This window comes from Paenibacillus sp. BC26 (assembly GCF_900116125.1).
Classification (GTDB): Bacteria; Bacillota; Bacilli; order Paenibacillales; family Paenibacillaceae; genus Paenibacillus_Z; species Paenibacillus_Z lignilyticus.
Window position 1 is genome coordinate 397,170 of record NZ_FPAD01000002.1, and the last position, 18,146, is coordinate 415,315.

The 18,146-nt window shown below is 49.9% G+C and carries 11 protein-coding genes; 3 read left to right on the forward strand and 8 right to left on the reverse strand.

Annotation, left to right across the window (positions count from 1 at the left end; all coding sequences use genetic code 11):
• Positions 1 to 36: 36 nt before the first annotated feature.
• A complete protein-coding gene (locus BM412_RS18240; protein WP_091221428.1) occupies positions 37 to 726 on the reverse strand; it encodes a CpsD/CapB family tyrosine-protein kinase in 690 nt (229 codons plus the stop codon).
• Positions 707 to 1,456, reverse strand: a complete 750-nt coding sequence (locus BM412_RS18245) for a YveK family protein (RefSeq protein WP_091221430.1) — start codon at positions 1,454 to 1,456, stop codon at positions 707 to 709. Before BM412_RS18245 ends, BM412_RS18240 begins: the two co-directional genes overlap by 20 nt.
• Before the next feature lie 341 nt (positions 1,457 to 1,797).
• On the opposite strand from BM412_RS18245, the gene BM412_RS18250 reads away from it, so the two are divergent.
• On the forward strand, positions 1,798 to 2,166 hold the full coding sequence (locus BM412_RS18250) for a helix-turn-helix domain-containing protein (RefSeq protein WP_091221433.1): 369 nt from the start codon (positions 1,798 to 1,800) through the stop codon (positions 2,164 to 2,166).
• 545 nt (positions 2,167 to 2,711) lie between these two features.
• On the opposite strand, the gene BM412_RS18255 is transcribed toward BM412_RS18250, so the two are convergent.
• Positions 2,712 to 5,543 carry a right-handed parallel beta-helix repeat-containing protein gene (locus BM412_RS18255; RefSeq protein WP_091221435.1) on the reverse strand — a complete coding sequence of 944 codons (2,832 nt, stop codon included), beginning with the start codon at positions 5,541 to 5,543 and terminating at the stop codon, positions 2,712 to 2,714.
• A 197-nt stretch (positions 5,544 to 5,740) separates the two neighbouring features.
• Positions 5,741 to 10,345, reverse strand: coding sequence for a glutamate synthase large subunit (gene gltB / locus BM412_RS18260; protein WP_091221436.1), 4,605 nt, complete (start codon positions 10,343 to 10,345; stop codon positions 5,741 to 5,743).
• 342 nt (positions 10,346 to 10,687) lie between these two features.
• Here gltB and BM412_RS18265 point away from each other — a divergent pair, with 342 nt between their 5' ends.
• On the forward strand, positions 10,688 to 12,004 hold the full coding sequence (locus BM412_RS18265) for an SGNH/GDSL hydrolase family protein (protein WP_177245907.1): 1,317 nt from the start codon (positions 10,688 to 10,690) through the stop codon (positions 12,002 to 12,004).
• Between the two features lie 806 nt (positions 12,005 to 12,810).
• Here the strand turns inward: BM412_RS18265 and BM412_RS18270 are convergent.
• From BM412_RS18270 to kapB, 4 genes are all read right to left on the reverse strand, one after another.
• The gene (locus BM412_RS18270; RefSeq protein ID WP_091221441.1) at positions 12,811 to 14,829 is read right to left on the reverse strand and encodes a YhgE/Pip domain-containing protein; all 2,019 of its coding nucleotides are present in this window, start codon (positions 14,827 to 14,829) and stop codon (positions 12,811 to 12,813) included.
• Between the two features lie 275 nt (positions 14,830 to 15,104).
• A complete protein-coding gene (locus BM412_RS18275; RefSeq protein ID WP_091221443.1) occupies positions 15,105 to 15,689 on the reverse strand; it encodes a TetR/AcrR family transcriptional regulator in 585 nt (194 codons plus the stop codon).
• Between the two features lie 112 nt (positions 15,690 to 15,801).
• On the reverse strand, positions 15,802 to 16,368 hold the full coding sequence (gene pyrE, locus BM412_RS18280) for an orotate phosphoribosyltransferase (RefSeq protein ID WP_091221447.1): 567 nt from the start codon (positions 16,366 to 16,368) through the stop codon (positions 15,802 to 15,804).
• Between the two features lie 77 nt (positions 16,369 to 16,445).
• Positions 16,446 to 16,838 carry a sporulation phosphorelay system protein KapB gene (gene kapB, locus BM412_RS18285; protein WP_091221448.1) on the reverse strand — a complete coding sequence of 131 codons (393 nt, stop codon included), beginning with the start codon at positions 16,836 to 16,838 and terminating at the stop codon, positions 16,446 to 16,448.
• A 185-nt stretch (positions 16,839 to 17,023) separates the two neighbouring features.
• Between kapB and BM412_RS18290 the strand changes: the two genes are divergently transcribed.
• Positions 17,024 to 18,139, forward strand: coding sequence for an MGDG synthase family glycosyltransferase (locus BM412_RS18290; RefSeq protein WP_091221451.1), 1,116 nt, complete (start codon positions 17,024 to 17,026; stop codon positions 18,137 to 18,139).
• Positions 18,140 to 18,146: the final 7 nt, after the last annotated feature.

An 18,146-nucleotide genomic window follows, 5' to 3' on the forward strand; every position in this document is an offset into this window, starting at 1 on the left:
ACATCACCCAAGGAATGTTCACTTGCTTGCTATCTATTATTTTCTGCCGTAATAGTAGTAATATTGCCCATCATGCTTAGAGCGCTCATTATTATTGAGAACGACACCTAATATGCGGGATTTTGCATGCTCCAAGCTGGTTTTCGCTTTTTTTAGAAGCTCTTTCTTCACTTTGCCGGCGTGAATGACAAGGATGATTCCGTCGCAATAGGATGTGACAATAAGGCTGTCAGCCACCGGAAGGACAGGCGGCGTATCGAAGAGAATGACATCGTACAGGCCCTTCAGTTCTTCAACGAGCAGCTGCATCCGTTGTGAGCCCAAAATTTCGGAAGGATTTGGCGGTATTGGACCGGCCGTGAGGACGAAGAGATTTTCTACACTCGTCTCCCGGATAACATCCGCAAGCACCTGCTGATTGAGAATCGCGCTGGTTAGTCCCGACCGATTCGTGAGTTGAAATACATGATGTAACGTAGGCCTGCGAAGATCCGTATCGATGAGAAGCACTTTCTTCCCTTCTTGCGCATAGGTCACGGCAAGATTCGTAACTGTGGTGGTCTTGCCCTCTCCTTCACTTGCAGAGGCAACCATCAGCACTTTCATGGGCTGATCAATCGCCGAGAATTGAATATTCGTACGCAAGGTACGATACGCTTCTGAGATTGGAGACATGGGATTAATAGCCGAAATGAGATGACGCTGTTTATTGTCTTGCTGTGACATATGTACCTTCACCTACTTTTTTTTCAGATACCCTCGTCTTACGGGGGTTCAAATCCGATTTGTTGATTTTCGTAATATGCGACAGTACCGGCAGCTCAAGCGACTGCAGCACATCTTCTTCGCTCTTGATCGTGTCATCGAAGTAATCGAGTAAGAAAACAAAGCCGATTGCCAACATCAGAGATACGATAAAGCTCAATGCAATAAAGAAAATGGGGCTTTTATTGATCGGTGCAGCATCTGCGCTTGGAGTGGCTTCAGACAGGATCGTAACGTTATCGACCTTCATAATGGACGGGATTTCATTCTTGAAGACGGTAGCTACGGCATTTACGATATGAGCCGCTCGTTCATAGGAAATATCCGTGGCGTTAATATTCATAACCTGTGAATCGCTCGCTGCGCTAATTTGCAACACGGAGCTTAGTTCACCGGGCGAAGCTTTTAAATCCGGATAATTACTTACCACTTTGTTCAAGATGGCTGACGAATTGATAATTTCTTTATAGGAGCTTATAAGCCTGATATTAGATTGAATGACGTCCCAGTCTATTGTTCTGGTTCCGCCAACTTCAAAGGATTGACTGACAATCAGTTTCGCAGTCGCTTGATATACCTGGTCGGTATAAAGATAAGTCTTAACCCCCGTTAACCCGCATGCCACCATTACAATTGCCGAGATAAGAAGAAGTCTCTTGCGAATGATCTTCATGTAATCCTTAAGTTCCACTTAAATACCTCCAGTTAATTGGTATTAGATATTACCAGCGCATCGGATGCAGCTGTATCGGGTCCGGGCGTCTTGCGCATAGCGCTGATCTCTCACCTTTTAGCGAAAAAATTGGAGTATTGTGAATGTCGGCAGGTATAACAGGTGCTTCTATGGGTAATGAATATTAACAATTGATTGATACAATTTGTATCTCTTTTCAAGACTTACTTTACGATACGGAACGTAGCATGTCAATAGTTTTTTCATGCTTTCAGATACGATGTGACATTTCGTAGCAATGAATGCAATTGTAAGCGTTTCGTATTAATATGGAGTTATAGCCTGTTAGGAGGAGAAATATGAATATTGGTGACCGTATTGCCAAACTGAGGGACGATCGGGGTTGGACACAAGAACAGACAGCGGGATTACTGGGAATCTCACGCGCAGCTTTATCCCATTATGAGAAAAACCGCCGCGAACCGGATACGGAAACACTATCTAAGTTTGCCGATTTATTCAAAGTCTCTGTCGACTACCTTGTCGGAAGAACGAACGTGCCTCATATCACGTTGGACGAGCCTGTTCGTGAATTTGTTGACCAACTTGAGCTCTCCGAAGAAGACTTGCTTAGCAGACTTGCGCTTGCCATTGACGGTAAGAAATTATCGTTGGAAGAAACAAGACGTTTCGTTGCTTTCGTTCGCGCAGAGAGAAATATGAAATAACGCTTCCATAACATAGTAAAACCATAGTCCTCATCGACTATGGTTTTTATTGTTTATCTTATTTATTACTTTGAAGCGGCGGTAAGTCTGAGGGCCATTTAGAAAGGTCAATTCCAAGTTGTTCCATTATGGTGCGTACATCCAACTGTAGAATCTCCTTTGTTGTCTGTGCTTCATTGTTCTGATCCTCAAATTTTCTCATCATACCTCAGCTCCGACTCCCTCTATTTATAATGAATCTAACATGTTCTGTCCGGACTAAGCTGCCACTCTGATTACTCCAATTACCTGAACCTCACCCGTATTATGTATCTCTCTACAACTTGTTCTACTTGTCTTCACTAATTATATCCAACCTCATCCAAAAATGATGTCGAAGGCTGTGGGACTTCTCTCACAATTAAAATCTTTTTTTGTCGATTAACGGTATATTTTTCCTATCGGAGATGGATTTTTTAACATTCGTTTACAAACAAAAAATAGACCGCTCTATAAGAATAGCGGTCTAAATTGAAATGTTAATTTTTCCTCTTTATTCCAGAAATCTAATAAAATCCAACCCGAATGTTCCGTACGGATGCGACAATATCAGAGGCTGCTAATGTTGTAGTTTGATTGCAACTAATATTGACTTCCAGATTGACGACGAAGCCGGCCTCTCTTGAATAGCTTAAAGGCTTATACGCTGCGATCGGCATCCATTGCGAGTTTTTATTCACATTGATAATGCGGACTTGGCCTGTAGTAATAGGCGTTGGATGTGCTGTGCTGGATTCGGAGATGTTGATATACACACTAAGCCCCCCGGGAAGCGTTTCGAGTACCTTTGAATCATAGGCGATGAAAACCCTGCTTTTGCCAGCCGGACTGTTTGCCCCTGTAAATCCTGCCATATTGAGCGCTACTCTGTTGAAATAATATTCTCCATTGGCTGCTAATGTCTTGCTTGCGGTTTGAGTAAAGCTAAGCTGCGTACCGCCATTCAGGGACGAAGCCGCGATGACAAAATTTGCGCTGCTGCCTTGATTCGCCCCCGTTCCGATTGTGGCATTGCTTCCAATAACGGCAGATGTCGAAGGGAAGTTGAAATAATCCGTATTATTTACTTTAAAAACGGACGAAATGTCGTTAACTGTCGCCGTGAATGGAGCCGTTACATGATTTGCTTTATTTGAGTAAACGAGCTCGTACGGGTAGTAATTAATGTCGAATTTGTTGTAGCAGCATTTGTCATCTTGCACAATCCCATTCAGTCCCGGCGTATTGTATGGTACGGTATCATTTTTAAAGCGACCGTCGACCATCGTACAGTCAATCTTATTAAATGAAGAGTTAATCAACCTCACTTGCGCATAAGGACCGGTTAAACCAAATTGATTATTGCTGTCGATTACGGTTCCTGTAATGCTCGATCCGTAAACGTTTGTAAATAATACGCCGTCATAAACATTCTGCTGAATCTCACAACCCGATAAATTCACATTCAGCGTATTGCTTGCTTCTAGCCCTGCATATCCCGGCGCGGTTTTACCATTCATGCAGATTTTCGTACCAACAATTCGGAAATTTCCACCGTCAAAAGACACGCCTGATTTACCGCATGTGCCAAAATGACAATTTGTCATTAAGCTATCCGATAAATTCCGCCCATAAAACCCATACCCGCCGATGACGTCAGTCATAATTCGGTCAACAATATAATCCAGTCCGCGACCGGTTAAATGGAAAGCATCCCCACCTATATTATAAATAACGAGGTCGTTAAAATGACACCGCGAAAACCAAGCGGTCCGCGCTCCGTCAAAGTCGGCAAAGGCATGAATATTAACTCCGCCGCCATGAATATAAAACTTCTCGAAGAGAACGTAATCACCCTTGAGGGAAAATATGGAACCCGTAGCACCTGTATAAGGCTGGATAACGGAACTGAATCCTTCACCGCGAACGGTTGCCCCTCTGTTTACATAAACCGTTTTTATCTTATAAGTGCCAGTCGGAATATAAGCGAAGTTGTTCGCATCCAAGCACGCTTGAAAAGCAGCGGTATCATCAGTAAAGCCGTCACCTTTGGCACCGTAGTTTAGTACATTCCCGCGCAAGCCGCCATCCGATGATGAATTGGACCAAGCCGCTTTCTCCGCATCGGTAACAAACCGGTGCGTGGCATCTTCTGTTATCATCGTCGCTGGATGTGTAGCCGGATGCGTATAGTTATTTGCTCCGGCCGCTACTCCGTCTAATTTCGCTTTATCCGCTGGGGGCATTAGCCCCTTCGAATTTGGCGTAACGGTAGGTATAGCCGCATTGATCGTGACATTGGTTGAGCCGTCAAAGGTTGTTGTACCTGTTACATCTCCGTTAATGGCGATCGTCCGCGAAGTTTGCAGCTTCTCTGCTTGATCGACGACGCCGTCATTATCCGTATCATAAACGGAGCGCATCATATCGCCCTTGACGCTGTTCCAAGCTGCTTTCTCCGTATCGCTGACAAACCGGTGCGCGGCATCTTCTGTTATCATGGTCGCCGGATGTGTGGCCGGATGCGTATAGTTATTTGCTCCGGCCGCAACACCGTCTAATTTCGCTTTATCCGCTGCGGGCATTAGCCCTTTCGAATTTGGCGTAACGGTAGGTATAGCCGCATTGATCGTGACATTGGTTGAACCGTCAAAAGTAGTCGTACCTGTTACATCTCCGTTAATGGCGATCGCCCGTGCCGTTTGCAGCTTCTCTGCTTGATCGACGACGCCGTCATTATCCGCATCATAAACGGTGCGCATCATATCGCCTTTAACACTGTTCCAATCTGCTTTCTCCGCATCCGTAACGAAGCGATGTCCCGCATCTTCGGTAATCATCGTAGCAGGATGCGTTGCAGGATGGGTGTAATTGTTTGCCCCCGCAGCTATTCCATCCAGCTTTGTTTTGTCTGCTGCACTTAACAGTCCCTTGGCGTTTGATGTTGCGGTTGGGATCGTCGAAGAGATGGATGTGTTCGCGGATCCGTCAAAAGCCGCACTTCCTGTCACATCACCCGTTAACGATATCGTTCTGGCAACCTGCAGTTTAGCGGCTTGGTCAACAATACCGTCCTTATTCACATCATAAACCGATTTAAGCATATCTCCGTCCTCACTTGGCGGAGCAACATTGTTTGAAAGTCGTAAATAAGCGGCATTCTCGGGTGTTCCAGGCGTTCCTGCAGCTACATAGACATCGGAGAATTGTTCCATTGCAACCATCAACAAATCTACGTCCTTATTCGTTGCCAGAAGCGATTGCAGATAGGTTGGTATAATCCCATCCATAAAAACATCAAATTGCTGCAATCCTTCTTCCGGAAGTGTAGGGCCCGCATAGATTTGAGTTACTCCCATATTATCTACCTCCTCTATTAGTTGAGAATCAAACTATCAACGTATCATATGCGACAATACAAGCATCTGTACTGAGCGCTTGACGGGACTTGTGTCCAACTTGTACTACGGATATGCACTTCTTCATCGAGGCGAAGTCCAAACGCAAAAAAAGACCGATAACGGATTTCCCGTTATCGGTCTTTGGCTTAGAAGTATTAGTTACCGCCTACGCGAGCAAGCTCTTTCATGTTAGCTTCAAATGCGGCAAGAAGGGCATCATCGCCGGCAAGGCCGGTTTGTTCCATCTTCTCAATTTGCTCCAGCATCCGCTTGTAATCTTTCGGGATGATTTTGACAAATTTAGCTTTCGACGACTCCCAATCGGAGAGCAGTCGATCGCCGATCGCACTGCCTGTGTTCGCCACATGGCGCTGGATCATGCCTTGCAGCTCTTCGGAATCACGCGGATCCTCTACGCGCTCCAGAAGAACCATTTCGATGTTGCAGTGTTTGTAGAAATCGCCTGCTTCATCGAGGACATACGCTACACCGCCGGACATACCGGCTGCGAAGTTACGGCCAGTGCCTCCGAGAATAACGACGCGGCCGCCTGTCATGTACTCACAGCCGTGGTCGCCAACACCTTCAACGACAACCTTCACGCCGGAGTTACGAACTGCGAAGCGCTCGCCCGCGATACCGCGGATGTAAGCTTCGCCGCTTGTCGCGCCGTAGAAAGCCGTGTTGCCGATAATGACATTCTCTTCTGCCTTAAACGTTGCTTTCTTGGATGGAGCTACAATGACTTTACCGCCGGAAAGTCCTTTACCGACATAGTCATTGGAGTCGCCTTCCAAGGAAAGCGTGATCCCTTTCGGTACGAATGCGCCGAAGCTTTGACCAGCGGAGCCGACAAAGTGGAACGAAATCGTATCTTCAGGCAATCCTTTCGCGCCGTAACGACGAGTTACTTCACTGCCTACAATCGTACCGACTACGCGGTTGATGTTCGTGATCGGCAGTGTTGCGCGGACTTGTTCACCGGTTTCGATCGCAGGCAATGCGAGCGGCAGCAATTGCTGCATATCCAGTGATTCATGGAGTTTATGATCCTGCTCCTGCGTGCAGTAGCGTGCCGCATCCTGCGGAACTTCCATCTGGTGCAGAAGTGGTCTAAGGTCGATGCCTTTGAGCTTGTAGTGCTCGATAAGATCCTTCGTTTGCAAACGATCTACACGGCCGACCATTTCTTGAATCGTACGGAAGCCAAGCTCTGCCATGATTTCGCGCAGCTCTTGCGCAACGAACAGCATGTAGTTCGCTACGTGGCTAGGATCGCCCATGAACTTCGCGCGAAGCTCAGGGTTTTGCGTAGCTACGCCGACCGGACAAGTATCCAATTGGCAGACACGCATCATGATGCAGCCAAGGACTACAAGCGGTGCAGTCGAGAAGCCGTATTCTTCGGCGCCGAGAAGAGCTGCGATCGCAAGGTCGCGGCCGTTCATGATTTTGCCGTCTGTCTCAACAACTACGCGGTCACGCAGGTTGTTGATCATCAGCGTTTGATGCGTTTCGGCAAGTCCAAGCTCCCACGGCATACCAGCGTGACGGATCGATGCAAGCGGCGAAGCGCCTGTTCCGCCATCGTAGCCGCTGACGAGGATAACATCTGCGCGGCCTTTGGCAACGCCGGCAGCAATCGTACCAACGCCTGCTTCGGATACGAGCTTCACGTTAATACGTGCACGAGGGTTGGCGTTCTTCAAATCATGGATAAGCTCAGCCAAGTCCTCAATGGAATAGATATCGTGATGCGGAGGCGGGGAGATTAGTCCTACGCCCGGTGTTGAACCGCGAACTTCGGCAACCCAAGGATAAACCTTGCGTCCCGGAAGCTGGCCGCCTTCACCCGGCTTCGCGCCTTGCGCCATCTTAATTTGAATTTCGTCGGCATTAATCAAGTAGTTGCTCGTTACGCCAAAACGTCCGGAAGCAACCTGCTTGATCGCACTGCGGCGGGAATCGCCGTTAGCATCCGGAATGTAACGCGCCGGATCTTCGCCGCCCTCGCCTGTATTGGATCTGCCGCCGATGCGGTTCATCGCAATAGCTAGTGCTTCATGCGCTTCTTTACTGATCGAGCCGTATGACATCGCACCGGTCTTGAAGCGTTTCACGATGGATTCAACGGATTCGACTTCATCAATCGAAACAGGCGCTGCATCGTAGTTGAAATCAAGCAACGAACGCAGTGTCAGATGTTTCTTGTCTTCGCCTTGAACAAGCGCGGAGAACTTCTTGTACAGCTTATAGTCATTCGAACGGGAAGCCATTTGCAGCGTATGGATCGTCTGCGGGCTGAACAAGTGGTCTTCGCCGTCTTTGCGCCATTGATATTCGCCGCCGGAATCAAGCTCTTTCACGCGGCCTTCTTGCTCTGCGAAAGCACGGTTATGATGCTTCAGCGTTTCGTCTGCGATAACGTCGAGACCGATACCGCCGATACGTGTAGTCGTCCAAGTGAAGTACTCATCGACGAGCTCTTCCTTCAAGCCTACAGCTTCAAAAATTTGTGCGCCGCGGTACGATTGGATCGTTGAAATACCCATTTTGGATAGAATCTTAACGACGCCTTTCGTAGCTGCTTTAATGAAGTTCTTGACCGCTTTCTCATGCGTTACGCCTCTGAGCAGCCCTTGGCGGATCATATCGTCGAGCGTTTCGAATGCAAGGTAAGGATTCACGGCACTTACACCATAACCGAGTAGCAATGCAAAGTGATGCACTTCGCGCGGTTCGCCGGATTCCAGCAAAATGCTGACACGCGTACGCGTACCTTCGCGGATCAAATGGTGATGCAGGGACGAAACAGCGAGCAGCGACGGAATCGCCGCATTCTCACGGTCTACGCCGCGGTCAGACAGAATAAGAATATTATGGCCTTTGCCGATTACGCGGTCAGCCGCTTCGCACATTTGCTTAATCGCAAAACGCAAGCCTGCTTCGCCTTCAGCTGCATTAAACAGCGTAGGGAGCGTAATGGATTTGAACCCCGGACGGCGCACATGGCGCAGCTTCGCGAACTCTTCGTTCGACAATACCGGTGAAGCTAATTTAATATGACGGCAGCTTTCAGGCTCGGCATTGAGCAGATTGCGTTCAGGACCCAGCGTTGTGCCTGTAGCTGTAATAATTTCTTCGCGAATCGCGTCGATTGGCGGATTCGTAACTTGCGCGAACATTTGTTTAAAGTAGTTGAACAAACGCTGCGGACGCTCGGACAGAATCGCAAGCGGTGCATCGTAACCCATGGAAGCGATCGGCTCTACGCCGCTGCCTGCCATTGGCTCAAGTACTTTACGCAGATCTTCGAACGTGTAGCCGAATGCTTGCTGACGTTTCTCAACGGTTTCATGATCCGGTTCCGGAAGCTCAGGAGCATCAGGAAGCTCATCAAGACCGATAAGATGCTCATCAAGCCACTCGCGGTACGGGTTCTCCGCTGCGATTTGAGCTTTAACCTCTTCATCCGATACGATGCGGCCTTCTTTGGTATCGACAAGCAGCATGCGACCTGGGCGAAGACGATCTTTGTAAAGGATATTCTCAGGATCGATCGGAACCGTTCCGGCTTCAGAACCAAGAATGATGACGTCATCCTTCGTTACATAATAACGGGCAGGACGAAGACCGTTACGGTCAAGAATAGCTCCGATTTGCGTGCCATCCGTAAATGCCATCGCTGCCGGGCCGTCCCACGGCTCCATCAAACAGCTGTGGTATTCGTAGAATGCTTTCTTCTCGTCGCTCATGCCTTCGTGGTTAGACCAAGGCTCCGGCACCATCATCATTGCCGCGTGCGGCAGCGAACGGCCCGATAGGTAAAGGAATTCAAGCGTGTTATCAAACATCGCCGTATCCGATCCGTCCGGATTGATAATCGGTTTGATTTTGTCCAGATCGTCGCCGAACAGCTCCGAAGCAACCATCGTTTGACGGGCATGCATCCAGTTCACGTTACCGCGAAGCGTGTTGATCTCGCCGTTATGAATAAGATAACGGTATGGATGCGCGCGTTCCCAGCTCGGGAACGTGTTCGTGGAGAAACGGGAGTGAACAAGCGCGATAGCTGTTTCCATCGCTTCGTCGTTAAGCTCAACATAGAACGAACGAACCTGCTCTGTTGTGAGCATCCCTTTGTACACGATTTTCTTGCTGGACATGCTGGAGAAGTAGAAGCTGTCTGCGCCTTCAGCGCCGGAGTAGCGAATCGCAATTTCCGCGCGTTTGCGAATGACATAGATTTTGCGTTCGAAAGCAAGCTCATCTTGAAGCTCGGCACTACGGCCGATGAACACTTGACGAACATACGGTTTAACCGATTTCGCCGAGTGACCCAGCTTCTCATCATTTGTAGGAACGGTACGCCAGCCAAGCAGCGTCTGGCCTTCCTCGCGGATGATGGCTTCGAGCTCGCGCTCATGCTTCACGCGAATGTTCTCGTCTTGCGACAGGAACAGCATACCTACGGCATATTCGCCGTTTGCAGGCAATTCGACACCGAGCTCTCTGAGTTCACGTGAGAAGAAGCCATGCGGGATTTGCAAAAGAATCCCTGCTCCGTCTCCTGTGTTAGGCTCGCTGCCTTGACCGCCGCGATGCTCCATGTTCTCGAGCACCGTCAGCGCCTGCTGAATAATTGTGTGTGATTTAATTCCCTTGATGTTAGCCACAAAGCCCATTCCGCAGGCGTCTTTCTCAAATTGCGGATCGTATAGACCTTGCTTCGGCGGCAATCCTAAACGGTTCTCTTTCACTTGGATGCAACCTTTCTATGAGAAATTTTTAAATAAACGGATGGAATGGATTCTTATTCATGGAATCCGGCTTCATTTCGAAAGCGATATCGCTTAAAATGAAGGTGTACACGCAGTTTAATAAAAAGGTTGCGTTCCAATAATTCATCCCTTGAAAAAAGTTATTATATTATTTTAACACCAGTGCATTACGATATCAATTTAATATTTTTATTATTGTGATAAGCGTTCTTTACCACGTCACAGCATCAATTCAAAAAAATATCTGAAAATTGATACCACCAAATAAAACGCATAATTATGCAAAAGGATGCGGTGAATATGTATAGTAAATTCAGGAAATTGCCAAAATGGACAATCGCGTTCACGGCCGCTGCTATGTTGGTTGGTGCAGCCGGTAACGGCGGTGCTTGGGCTTCCGCAGGAGCTTCGTTTTCAACGCCTATTATGGCAGTTTCGGCAATCGCCGCTCCGAAGGCAGAGGCTAACCAGCCGCTGCGTATTGTTGCGGTTGGCGATTCCTTGACGCTTGGTTATGAGTACGGCATGTCGGAAAGCTCCGTTCCTTACGGCTACGCAGACCGTGTGTACGAGCAGGCGCTTTATCAGGGCCGTGCCGAGCTGCAAAATTACGGGATCCTTGGTTTGAAATCGCCCGGATTGCAAAAACTACTGGAAGCCGCCGCTTCCGGAACACGTATAACGGCAGATCAACTTCAGCCGAATTTATCGACTTACCCGCTCGCAGAAGCAACCGTCTCGAAGAGCGAGCAGCTGGGCGAGGATCTGAAGAAAGCGAATTTGATCGTGCTCACGATTGGCGGGAATGATTTTACGCCGATTTTCAACGACATCTTACAGGATGATATCAGTGCTTCGACACTGCAAACTCGGTTAGATGCCTTATTGGCTGGTTATTATCCTTCATTAGAAGCGTCGCTTCGCACCATACTTAAATTGAACCCGAAAGCTACGGTTGTTTTTGCCGATCAATACCTGCCTGCGCCGAAGCCTTCCACGATTAATCAAACCATTACACAAGAACAATATGCGGTATTAACCAACGGTGTGGATAAATTGAAAAAGCAAACCGAAGCGATTGCCGCGAAGCTGACGCAAGAAGGCTTCGATGTGCGAACTGTCGATGTGTCGACACCGTTCCGCGGCAAAGAGCTCACCTACACTTCGATCATCAAAGGCGACATTCATCCGAAGCAATCCGGTTACGACGTGATGGGAAGAGCTTTTGCCAAAGGAATCTGGGGCGACTATCGCGACCCTGAAGTGCTGGCAGCCGGATCGCCGCTTCGCGTTATCGTAAACGGCAAGTCACTCAAAGGCGGCAATAAGCCGGTTCTGAAAAACAACACGACATTCTTGCCGATGCGCGACGTCACGGCAGCATTGAATGCAACACTCGTTTGGGACGGTCCGACACGTACCGCTACCATTAAATCCGGAGACAGGGTCGTTGCCTTCACCATTGGCGCAGATACGATGAAAGTGAACGGTCAGACGGTACCGCTTGAGACGCCTGCTTACTTGCAGCAATTCGGCGGCAGCTCCGTGACCTACCTGCCGCTCGCGGCCTTGTCCAAAGGGCTTGGTTATCAGGTCGTTTATCGCAAGCCGATTGGGACTGTGTTTATCCAGTCTTAGGGGTTGAAAAAGCACGAATTCACCGAGGTGGTGAATTCGTGCTTTTTTTGTTGGTGTGCGGCTGGACCGCTGATTGCGGTGCGGCGTGGCGTGAGGGGCTAGGGCAAATGCTCGTTGTGGATCTCCTGGTGTGCTACTTTTGAGGTTATGCTGGGGGATTGCTCGTTGTGAATCTCCTGATGTACACATGGCAAACCCTGTAGAGTAACCAGTACCGCTCTTTTGTCATTTTGGACGTTTACATGCTAATGTGCGTTAACTGGTACCTCTCTTGGACTAAAATGGTAAGTGTTAAACGATTGTACGGTAACGGATACCTCTCTTCAACTGCTCGCATTAACATATTGTGATTTCATTAACTGCACATTATCACTTGAGAGTACTCTTGGGATAATCTCGACGGTTGGTCCTTCATAATTGCACTGGAAGCTATTGCTTTGGGAGCTACTTTTGAGCTAATTTCGCTTGATTTCAGCTAATTTGTTGCTCTGAGAGCTACTCATTGGTTGAATGCCGCGGTTATTTAATGAGGTGTTGCTTTAGAAGCTACCTTGAGCTTAATCCACCTTTATATTATGAAGCGTTATTCTGGTGGTTACATTTTGTATTTAGCTGAATCCAGCATGCTGTGATGATGTGTTACTTTGGGAGCCAATCTTGAGCTTATCTTTGGTTAGATGAAGAAGAAAGAGTAGCCCTATGGGCTACTCTTTCGTTAATTTCGCGTGAATTCGGGTAATGTGTTGCTCCCAGAGCTACACATTGCTAAAATTCCTCGGTTATTTGATGATGTGTGGCTCTGAGAGCTACACCGTTGCCGCGAGTTCTATTGTGTCGCGTTTTGTTTTGCGATGCAGTATGAGGAAGACGATTAGTGAAAGTGCTGCGAATATGACTGCAAAGCTTGCTGTGTACATCGCTTTGCTGCCTACAGTCAACAGCTCGTTTCCTGTCACGATTTCGCGGAAAGCGCTGATTGTGTACGTCATCGGCAGCCATGCGCTGATATGCTGCAGCCAGGATGGGATGAGCTCAGATGGATATGTCCCGGCACTGCCGGTCAGCTGCAGGATGAGCAGCATAACGGCAACAAAGCGCCCCGGCTGATCGAGCAATGTAACAAGGAACTGCACGATCATCATGAAAGCGACGCTTGCCAGCATCGACATGCCGATGAATGCGCCTAAGTGGTTGACCTTAAGGCCGATTCCGTAGAGCAGAATCGCGTCTGCAATTAAAGCTTGCACAACGCCAACTACGATAAAGAGCAATACTTTGCTGACGAACCAGCTCCAGCCGGAGCGTGGCTTCAGCCCTGTTTCGCGCATCGGAATGACCATTGTGGAGAGCAATGCGCCTACGAACAGGCCAAGTGACAAGAAGTACGGTGTGAAGCCCGTACCGTAGTTCGGCACTTCGGTCAACTTCTGTTCATCGACATGTACCGGATTCGCGAACATGTCGTACAGGGCATCGGTTCCGGTGATGCCCCCGGTTTGCTTCGCGGCATCGCCGAGCTTGCCCGACAGCTCGGCCGTGCCGCCTGCGAGCTGCTCCGCGCCGCTCGCAAGCGCGGCGGAGCCGCTGGCCAGCTTGCCGGAGCCCCCGGCAAGCTCTGCCGCACCGCGGCCAGCGGCGGCTGCGCCATCCGCCAGCTTCGCGGCACCGGCCGCTGCGCTCTCGGCGCCTGCGGCGAGCTTGGCGCCGCCTTGCTGCGCGGCTGCGAGCTGCGCGTGCAGCGCCGCAAGCCCTTGCTGCAGCTGCAGCTGGCCCTGCTGCAGCTGCGCGCCGCCGGCGGCAAGCTTCGCGCTGCCGCCGGAGAGCTCGGCTGCGCCCGCGGATACCGCGCGGGCTGCGCCGAGCAGCTCCTGCAGCGCGGGATCCTGCGCTGCATCCGGCGAAGCTGCGGCGGCATACGCCTCAAGCGCCGCCGACAGCTTCGCGGCTGCGCCGGCGAGCTGCACGCCGCCTTGCTCCGCCGAGGCAAGCCCGTCGGCCAGCTTCGCACCGGCCTCGGCGGCTTGCTTAGCGCCGCCGCCGAGCTGTGCGCCGGCAGCTTCGAGCTTGCCAAGCCCGGCTGCGAGCGCCGCCGAGCCGTCCCGAACGGCGGCCGTTCCGGCCGCTAATTGACCGGCGCCGCTGCCGAGCGCCTTAACGCCTCCGGCGAGCTGCTCCGTGCCGGAAGCCAGCTTCGCTACGTTATCGCGCAGCAGCTTGGCGCCTTTCTCCGCATCCGAGGCGCCGTCGTTCAGCTTGCCTGCGCCTTCGCTCGCTTGGACAATGCCGTCAGATGCCTCGCCGATACTGTCGAAGACCGCCTCCGCATAGGCTTTTGTCACTTGCTGCGAAATTTCAGTTTGCAGCTTCTCGATCGCAGCTTGCCCGATTTTGGCCGCTAAGTAGTTGCCGCTATCATTGGACACATATCGGATTGCCGCAGGCTGCGGCTTTTCGTCCAGCAGCGTGGTCGCTTGCTTCGAGAAGGACTCGGGAATTTCGATCACATAATAGTAATCCCCGTCCCGGACGCCTTTCTCCGCTTCAGCCCGGCTCACGAAAACCCAATCAAATTCCTTATTAACCTTCAATTCATCGACCAAATCCTGTCCGACAGCCAGCGGTTTCCCCTCAAACTGCGCGCCGGCATCCTCATTCACGACCGCCACCGGCAGTTCGCTCAGCTTCCCGTAAGGATCCCAAAACGACCCAATCAACATCCCGCTGTACATAATCGGTATGAACAACACACCTACAATCGGGATAAGAAGCTTTGGACTGCGGACAATCCGGCTAAATTCCTTGCCAAACAATGATAAACCTCGCATTGCGTTTCCCCTCCAAAACAGAATAAATGACCAATTTAGTTTTTCGGTCAATTCACTTCAAAAAAAATGGACTAGTCCGCCTTCCCAACTAGCCATTGTCCACGAATTAAACTTATTCGACGCTATAGCTTGTTTAACCACCTACTCTGCATCAACACCTTACGAAGCAGTCTCAGCGAGCCATTCCCCTCGAACCATACCTTTTCTAAGCAACTACCCATGCAGCCACAACCTTCGGACACTAACCTTCACGCAGCCGCTTCATGACAAAGCTCTTACTTCACTCCGACACCCTCGCGCAGCAAGCTCGTAAAATAAGCAGCAAGGTCTTCGCGAGACAGCTGATGGCTTCTGATCCACTCGACGCCGATGGCTACATACAGCTTCAAGATCACAAAAGCAGTCAGCGCCGGATCAACTCCGCGCAGCTCGTTCTTCGCAATGGCAAGCTCAATCTCATGCTGGATAAAAGCTTGAATGGCTTGTTCAAGCCGTGCCGCTCCATCCCTTGCCATTGGCGTGCCCAGATCACGAATCTCCTGAGACAATTTCACGATGAGTTCATGCTTCTCGCGAAACAGCAACAGCTCGTGCAGGACTGCCGCTAAATTATCGAAGAAATTCCGCTCTCGATCAATCGTGCGCTCCGCCAAGCTCCGAAGCTCGGCAGCCAGCTGCCCGATGATTTCATTAAACAAGTCTTCCTTCGTTGCAAAAAACGTATAGATCGTACCTTTGCCGACTGCAGCGATTTTGGAAACCAGCTCCATCGTCGTCGCTTTATACCCAAACATGGCAAACGATTTCCCAGCGGCCTCCACAATTTGCATTCTGCGATCGACCGGTTTCTTCTGTTCCATTGCGCTGCAGCCTCCTTCTTCAACATGATATAGGTCATAATAGCACCGAATGACCAAAAACGCAATCCGGTCATCCAGTCAGTATTTCGCAACAACTATTCAATTCACTCACTTAATCGCTCCAACCCTCACCCGAAAGCGCAACATCCTCCACATTTCCCGCAGCCTCAAGCTCCTCGATTGTAAACAGAGCATGCAGCTTCAGTCCTGCTTCCTCCAATTTCTTGCGGCCATCCGGGTGCCGTTCGATGACACATACAACGTCCTCGACAATCGCCCCGGCTGCTCGCAGTTCTGCAACGCTGAGCAGGATCTGTCCACCGGTTGTGACGACATCTTCCACAATACACACATTCTGACCGCGCACTTCCGCGCCTTCGGCGAGTTTGCATGTCCCATAGCTCTTCGCTTGCTTTCGTACGAAAGCGGCAGGGATATTCGTTTCCAGCGACAGTGCCGTCGCAACCGGAATACCGCCCATCTCGAGTCCTGCAAGCACATCGATGCCAATCGGAATACATAAGGCCAGTTCGCAGGCTATTGCGCCAAGCAAACGAGGGTTCGCTTCAAATAAATACTTGTCAAAATACGTTTCCGAAACTTGACCGGAACGCAGCGTAAAAGTTCCCGACAAATGCGAGCTGTTATAAATCCCCTTCGCCAATTCGTTCCTATTCATACCGCATCCCCCTCCGGCTGCCTAAGCTGCTCTCGTCATTACTCTTCTCCCTGCTGCCAAGCTGCACTCGCCTTATCTTACTTATACTCTTTCTCCAACTGCCTCAACTGCTCCAGTCCCCGCTCCGCCCAGCGCTTCAGACGGTCGATCGCTTCGATCTCCGCGGCCACTGCCCGTGTTAACGATTCTTTGTACGATGGCACTTCTCCCGGATAAAGTCCGCTGATATCGCTGTAAGGTACATTCGTTTTCTCCGTGTAGCTCAGCGCTCTGCGTTCGTGGAACATGGGTACATCGGGATTGTAGGGATTATGCAAATCTCCCTGCTCGGGGTGCTTTAATACCGCCAGCACTTTAATCAATGCGCGCGGTCCGCTTGTTTCCATAACTTCCCCTGCATAATCACCGGATTTATAGGTAAACGTTACGATAGAGCCTTGTTCCGGAATAAACCTTTGTTTTTGCTGCATTCTACAACCACTCCATTCTGGTCCGTGTTCGCTGCTACCGCGAACCGCCTAATTTTTAGCATAAAATAAGGATGCAATCATACGCAAGTCTTAATTCCAATCTTGTGCTTCAAAGGGAAAACAGCGTAATATGAGAAGGAGAGTTCTTAGGGATTCCTGAACCGGTAGAAGAAGCAGGTGAGAATGTGCGAAAAAAAAGAGTATTGCTCCTTTCCGAAGGGTTCGGTTCCGGGCATACCCAGGCGGCTTACGCGCTTGCGGTAGGTCTTCGTTCACTTGATTCTACAATTCAGACTCGCGTCATTGAACTGGGCAATTTTCTTAACCCGGTCATCGGCCCGCTGATTGTATCCGCTTATCGCAAAACAGTGACTAAACAGCCGAAACTGCTCGGAAAGCTATACCGCAGACAATATAAAAAATCACTTAACCGATTCGCTCAGTTGGCGCTGCATCGTATTTTTTACACGCATACATCGCAGGTCATCGCCCAATTGAAGCCGGATCTGATCGTATGCACGCACCCTGTACCTAACGCAGTCGTTTCACGGCTGAAGAGGCTTGGGCTGCAAGTCCCGCTCTATACGCTCATTACCGATTATGATGCGCATGGCACATGGACAAGCTCCGAGGTGAACAAATATCTGGTCTCCACCAATGAGGTAAAGACCAAGTTGACCGACCGCGGTATCTCGCCGGGTCGAATCGAGGTTACCGGCATTCCGGTCCATCCGAACTTCTGGCAAACGCATGACAAATCGGAGCTGCAAGCCCAGTTTGATTTGAAGCCATTGCCAACCGTCCTTATTATGGGCGGTGGCTGGGGGATTATGTACAGCGATGATTTGCTCAGCTACATGACCCGTTGGCGCGATAAAATTCAGCTGATCTATTGTGTAGGCAACAATGAGAAGGCTCGTGAGCGAATGCTCGCTGACCCTAATTTTCAACATACGAACATTAAGGTGCTTGGATTTACCAAAGAAATCAACAAGCTGATGGACGTATCCGACCTGCTGATTACGAAGCCCGGCGGCATGACATGTACGGAAGGCTTGAGCAAAAGCATCCCGATGCTGTTCTACGAACCGATCCCGGGACAAGAAGAAGTCAATTGCGAATACTTCGTTGCGAGCGGTTTTGGCGAGATGCTGATCTCCTCGGAAACGATCGATAAATGGTTCGCCCTTATTCAAGAGCCTTATACCTCCGGACAGCACCGGCTTGATCTTATAAACAAACGCAACCAACAATACAACCCCATGGAATGCTCCCGCGCCGTCCTGCAGTTTCTGCAGTGACGGTTTT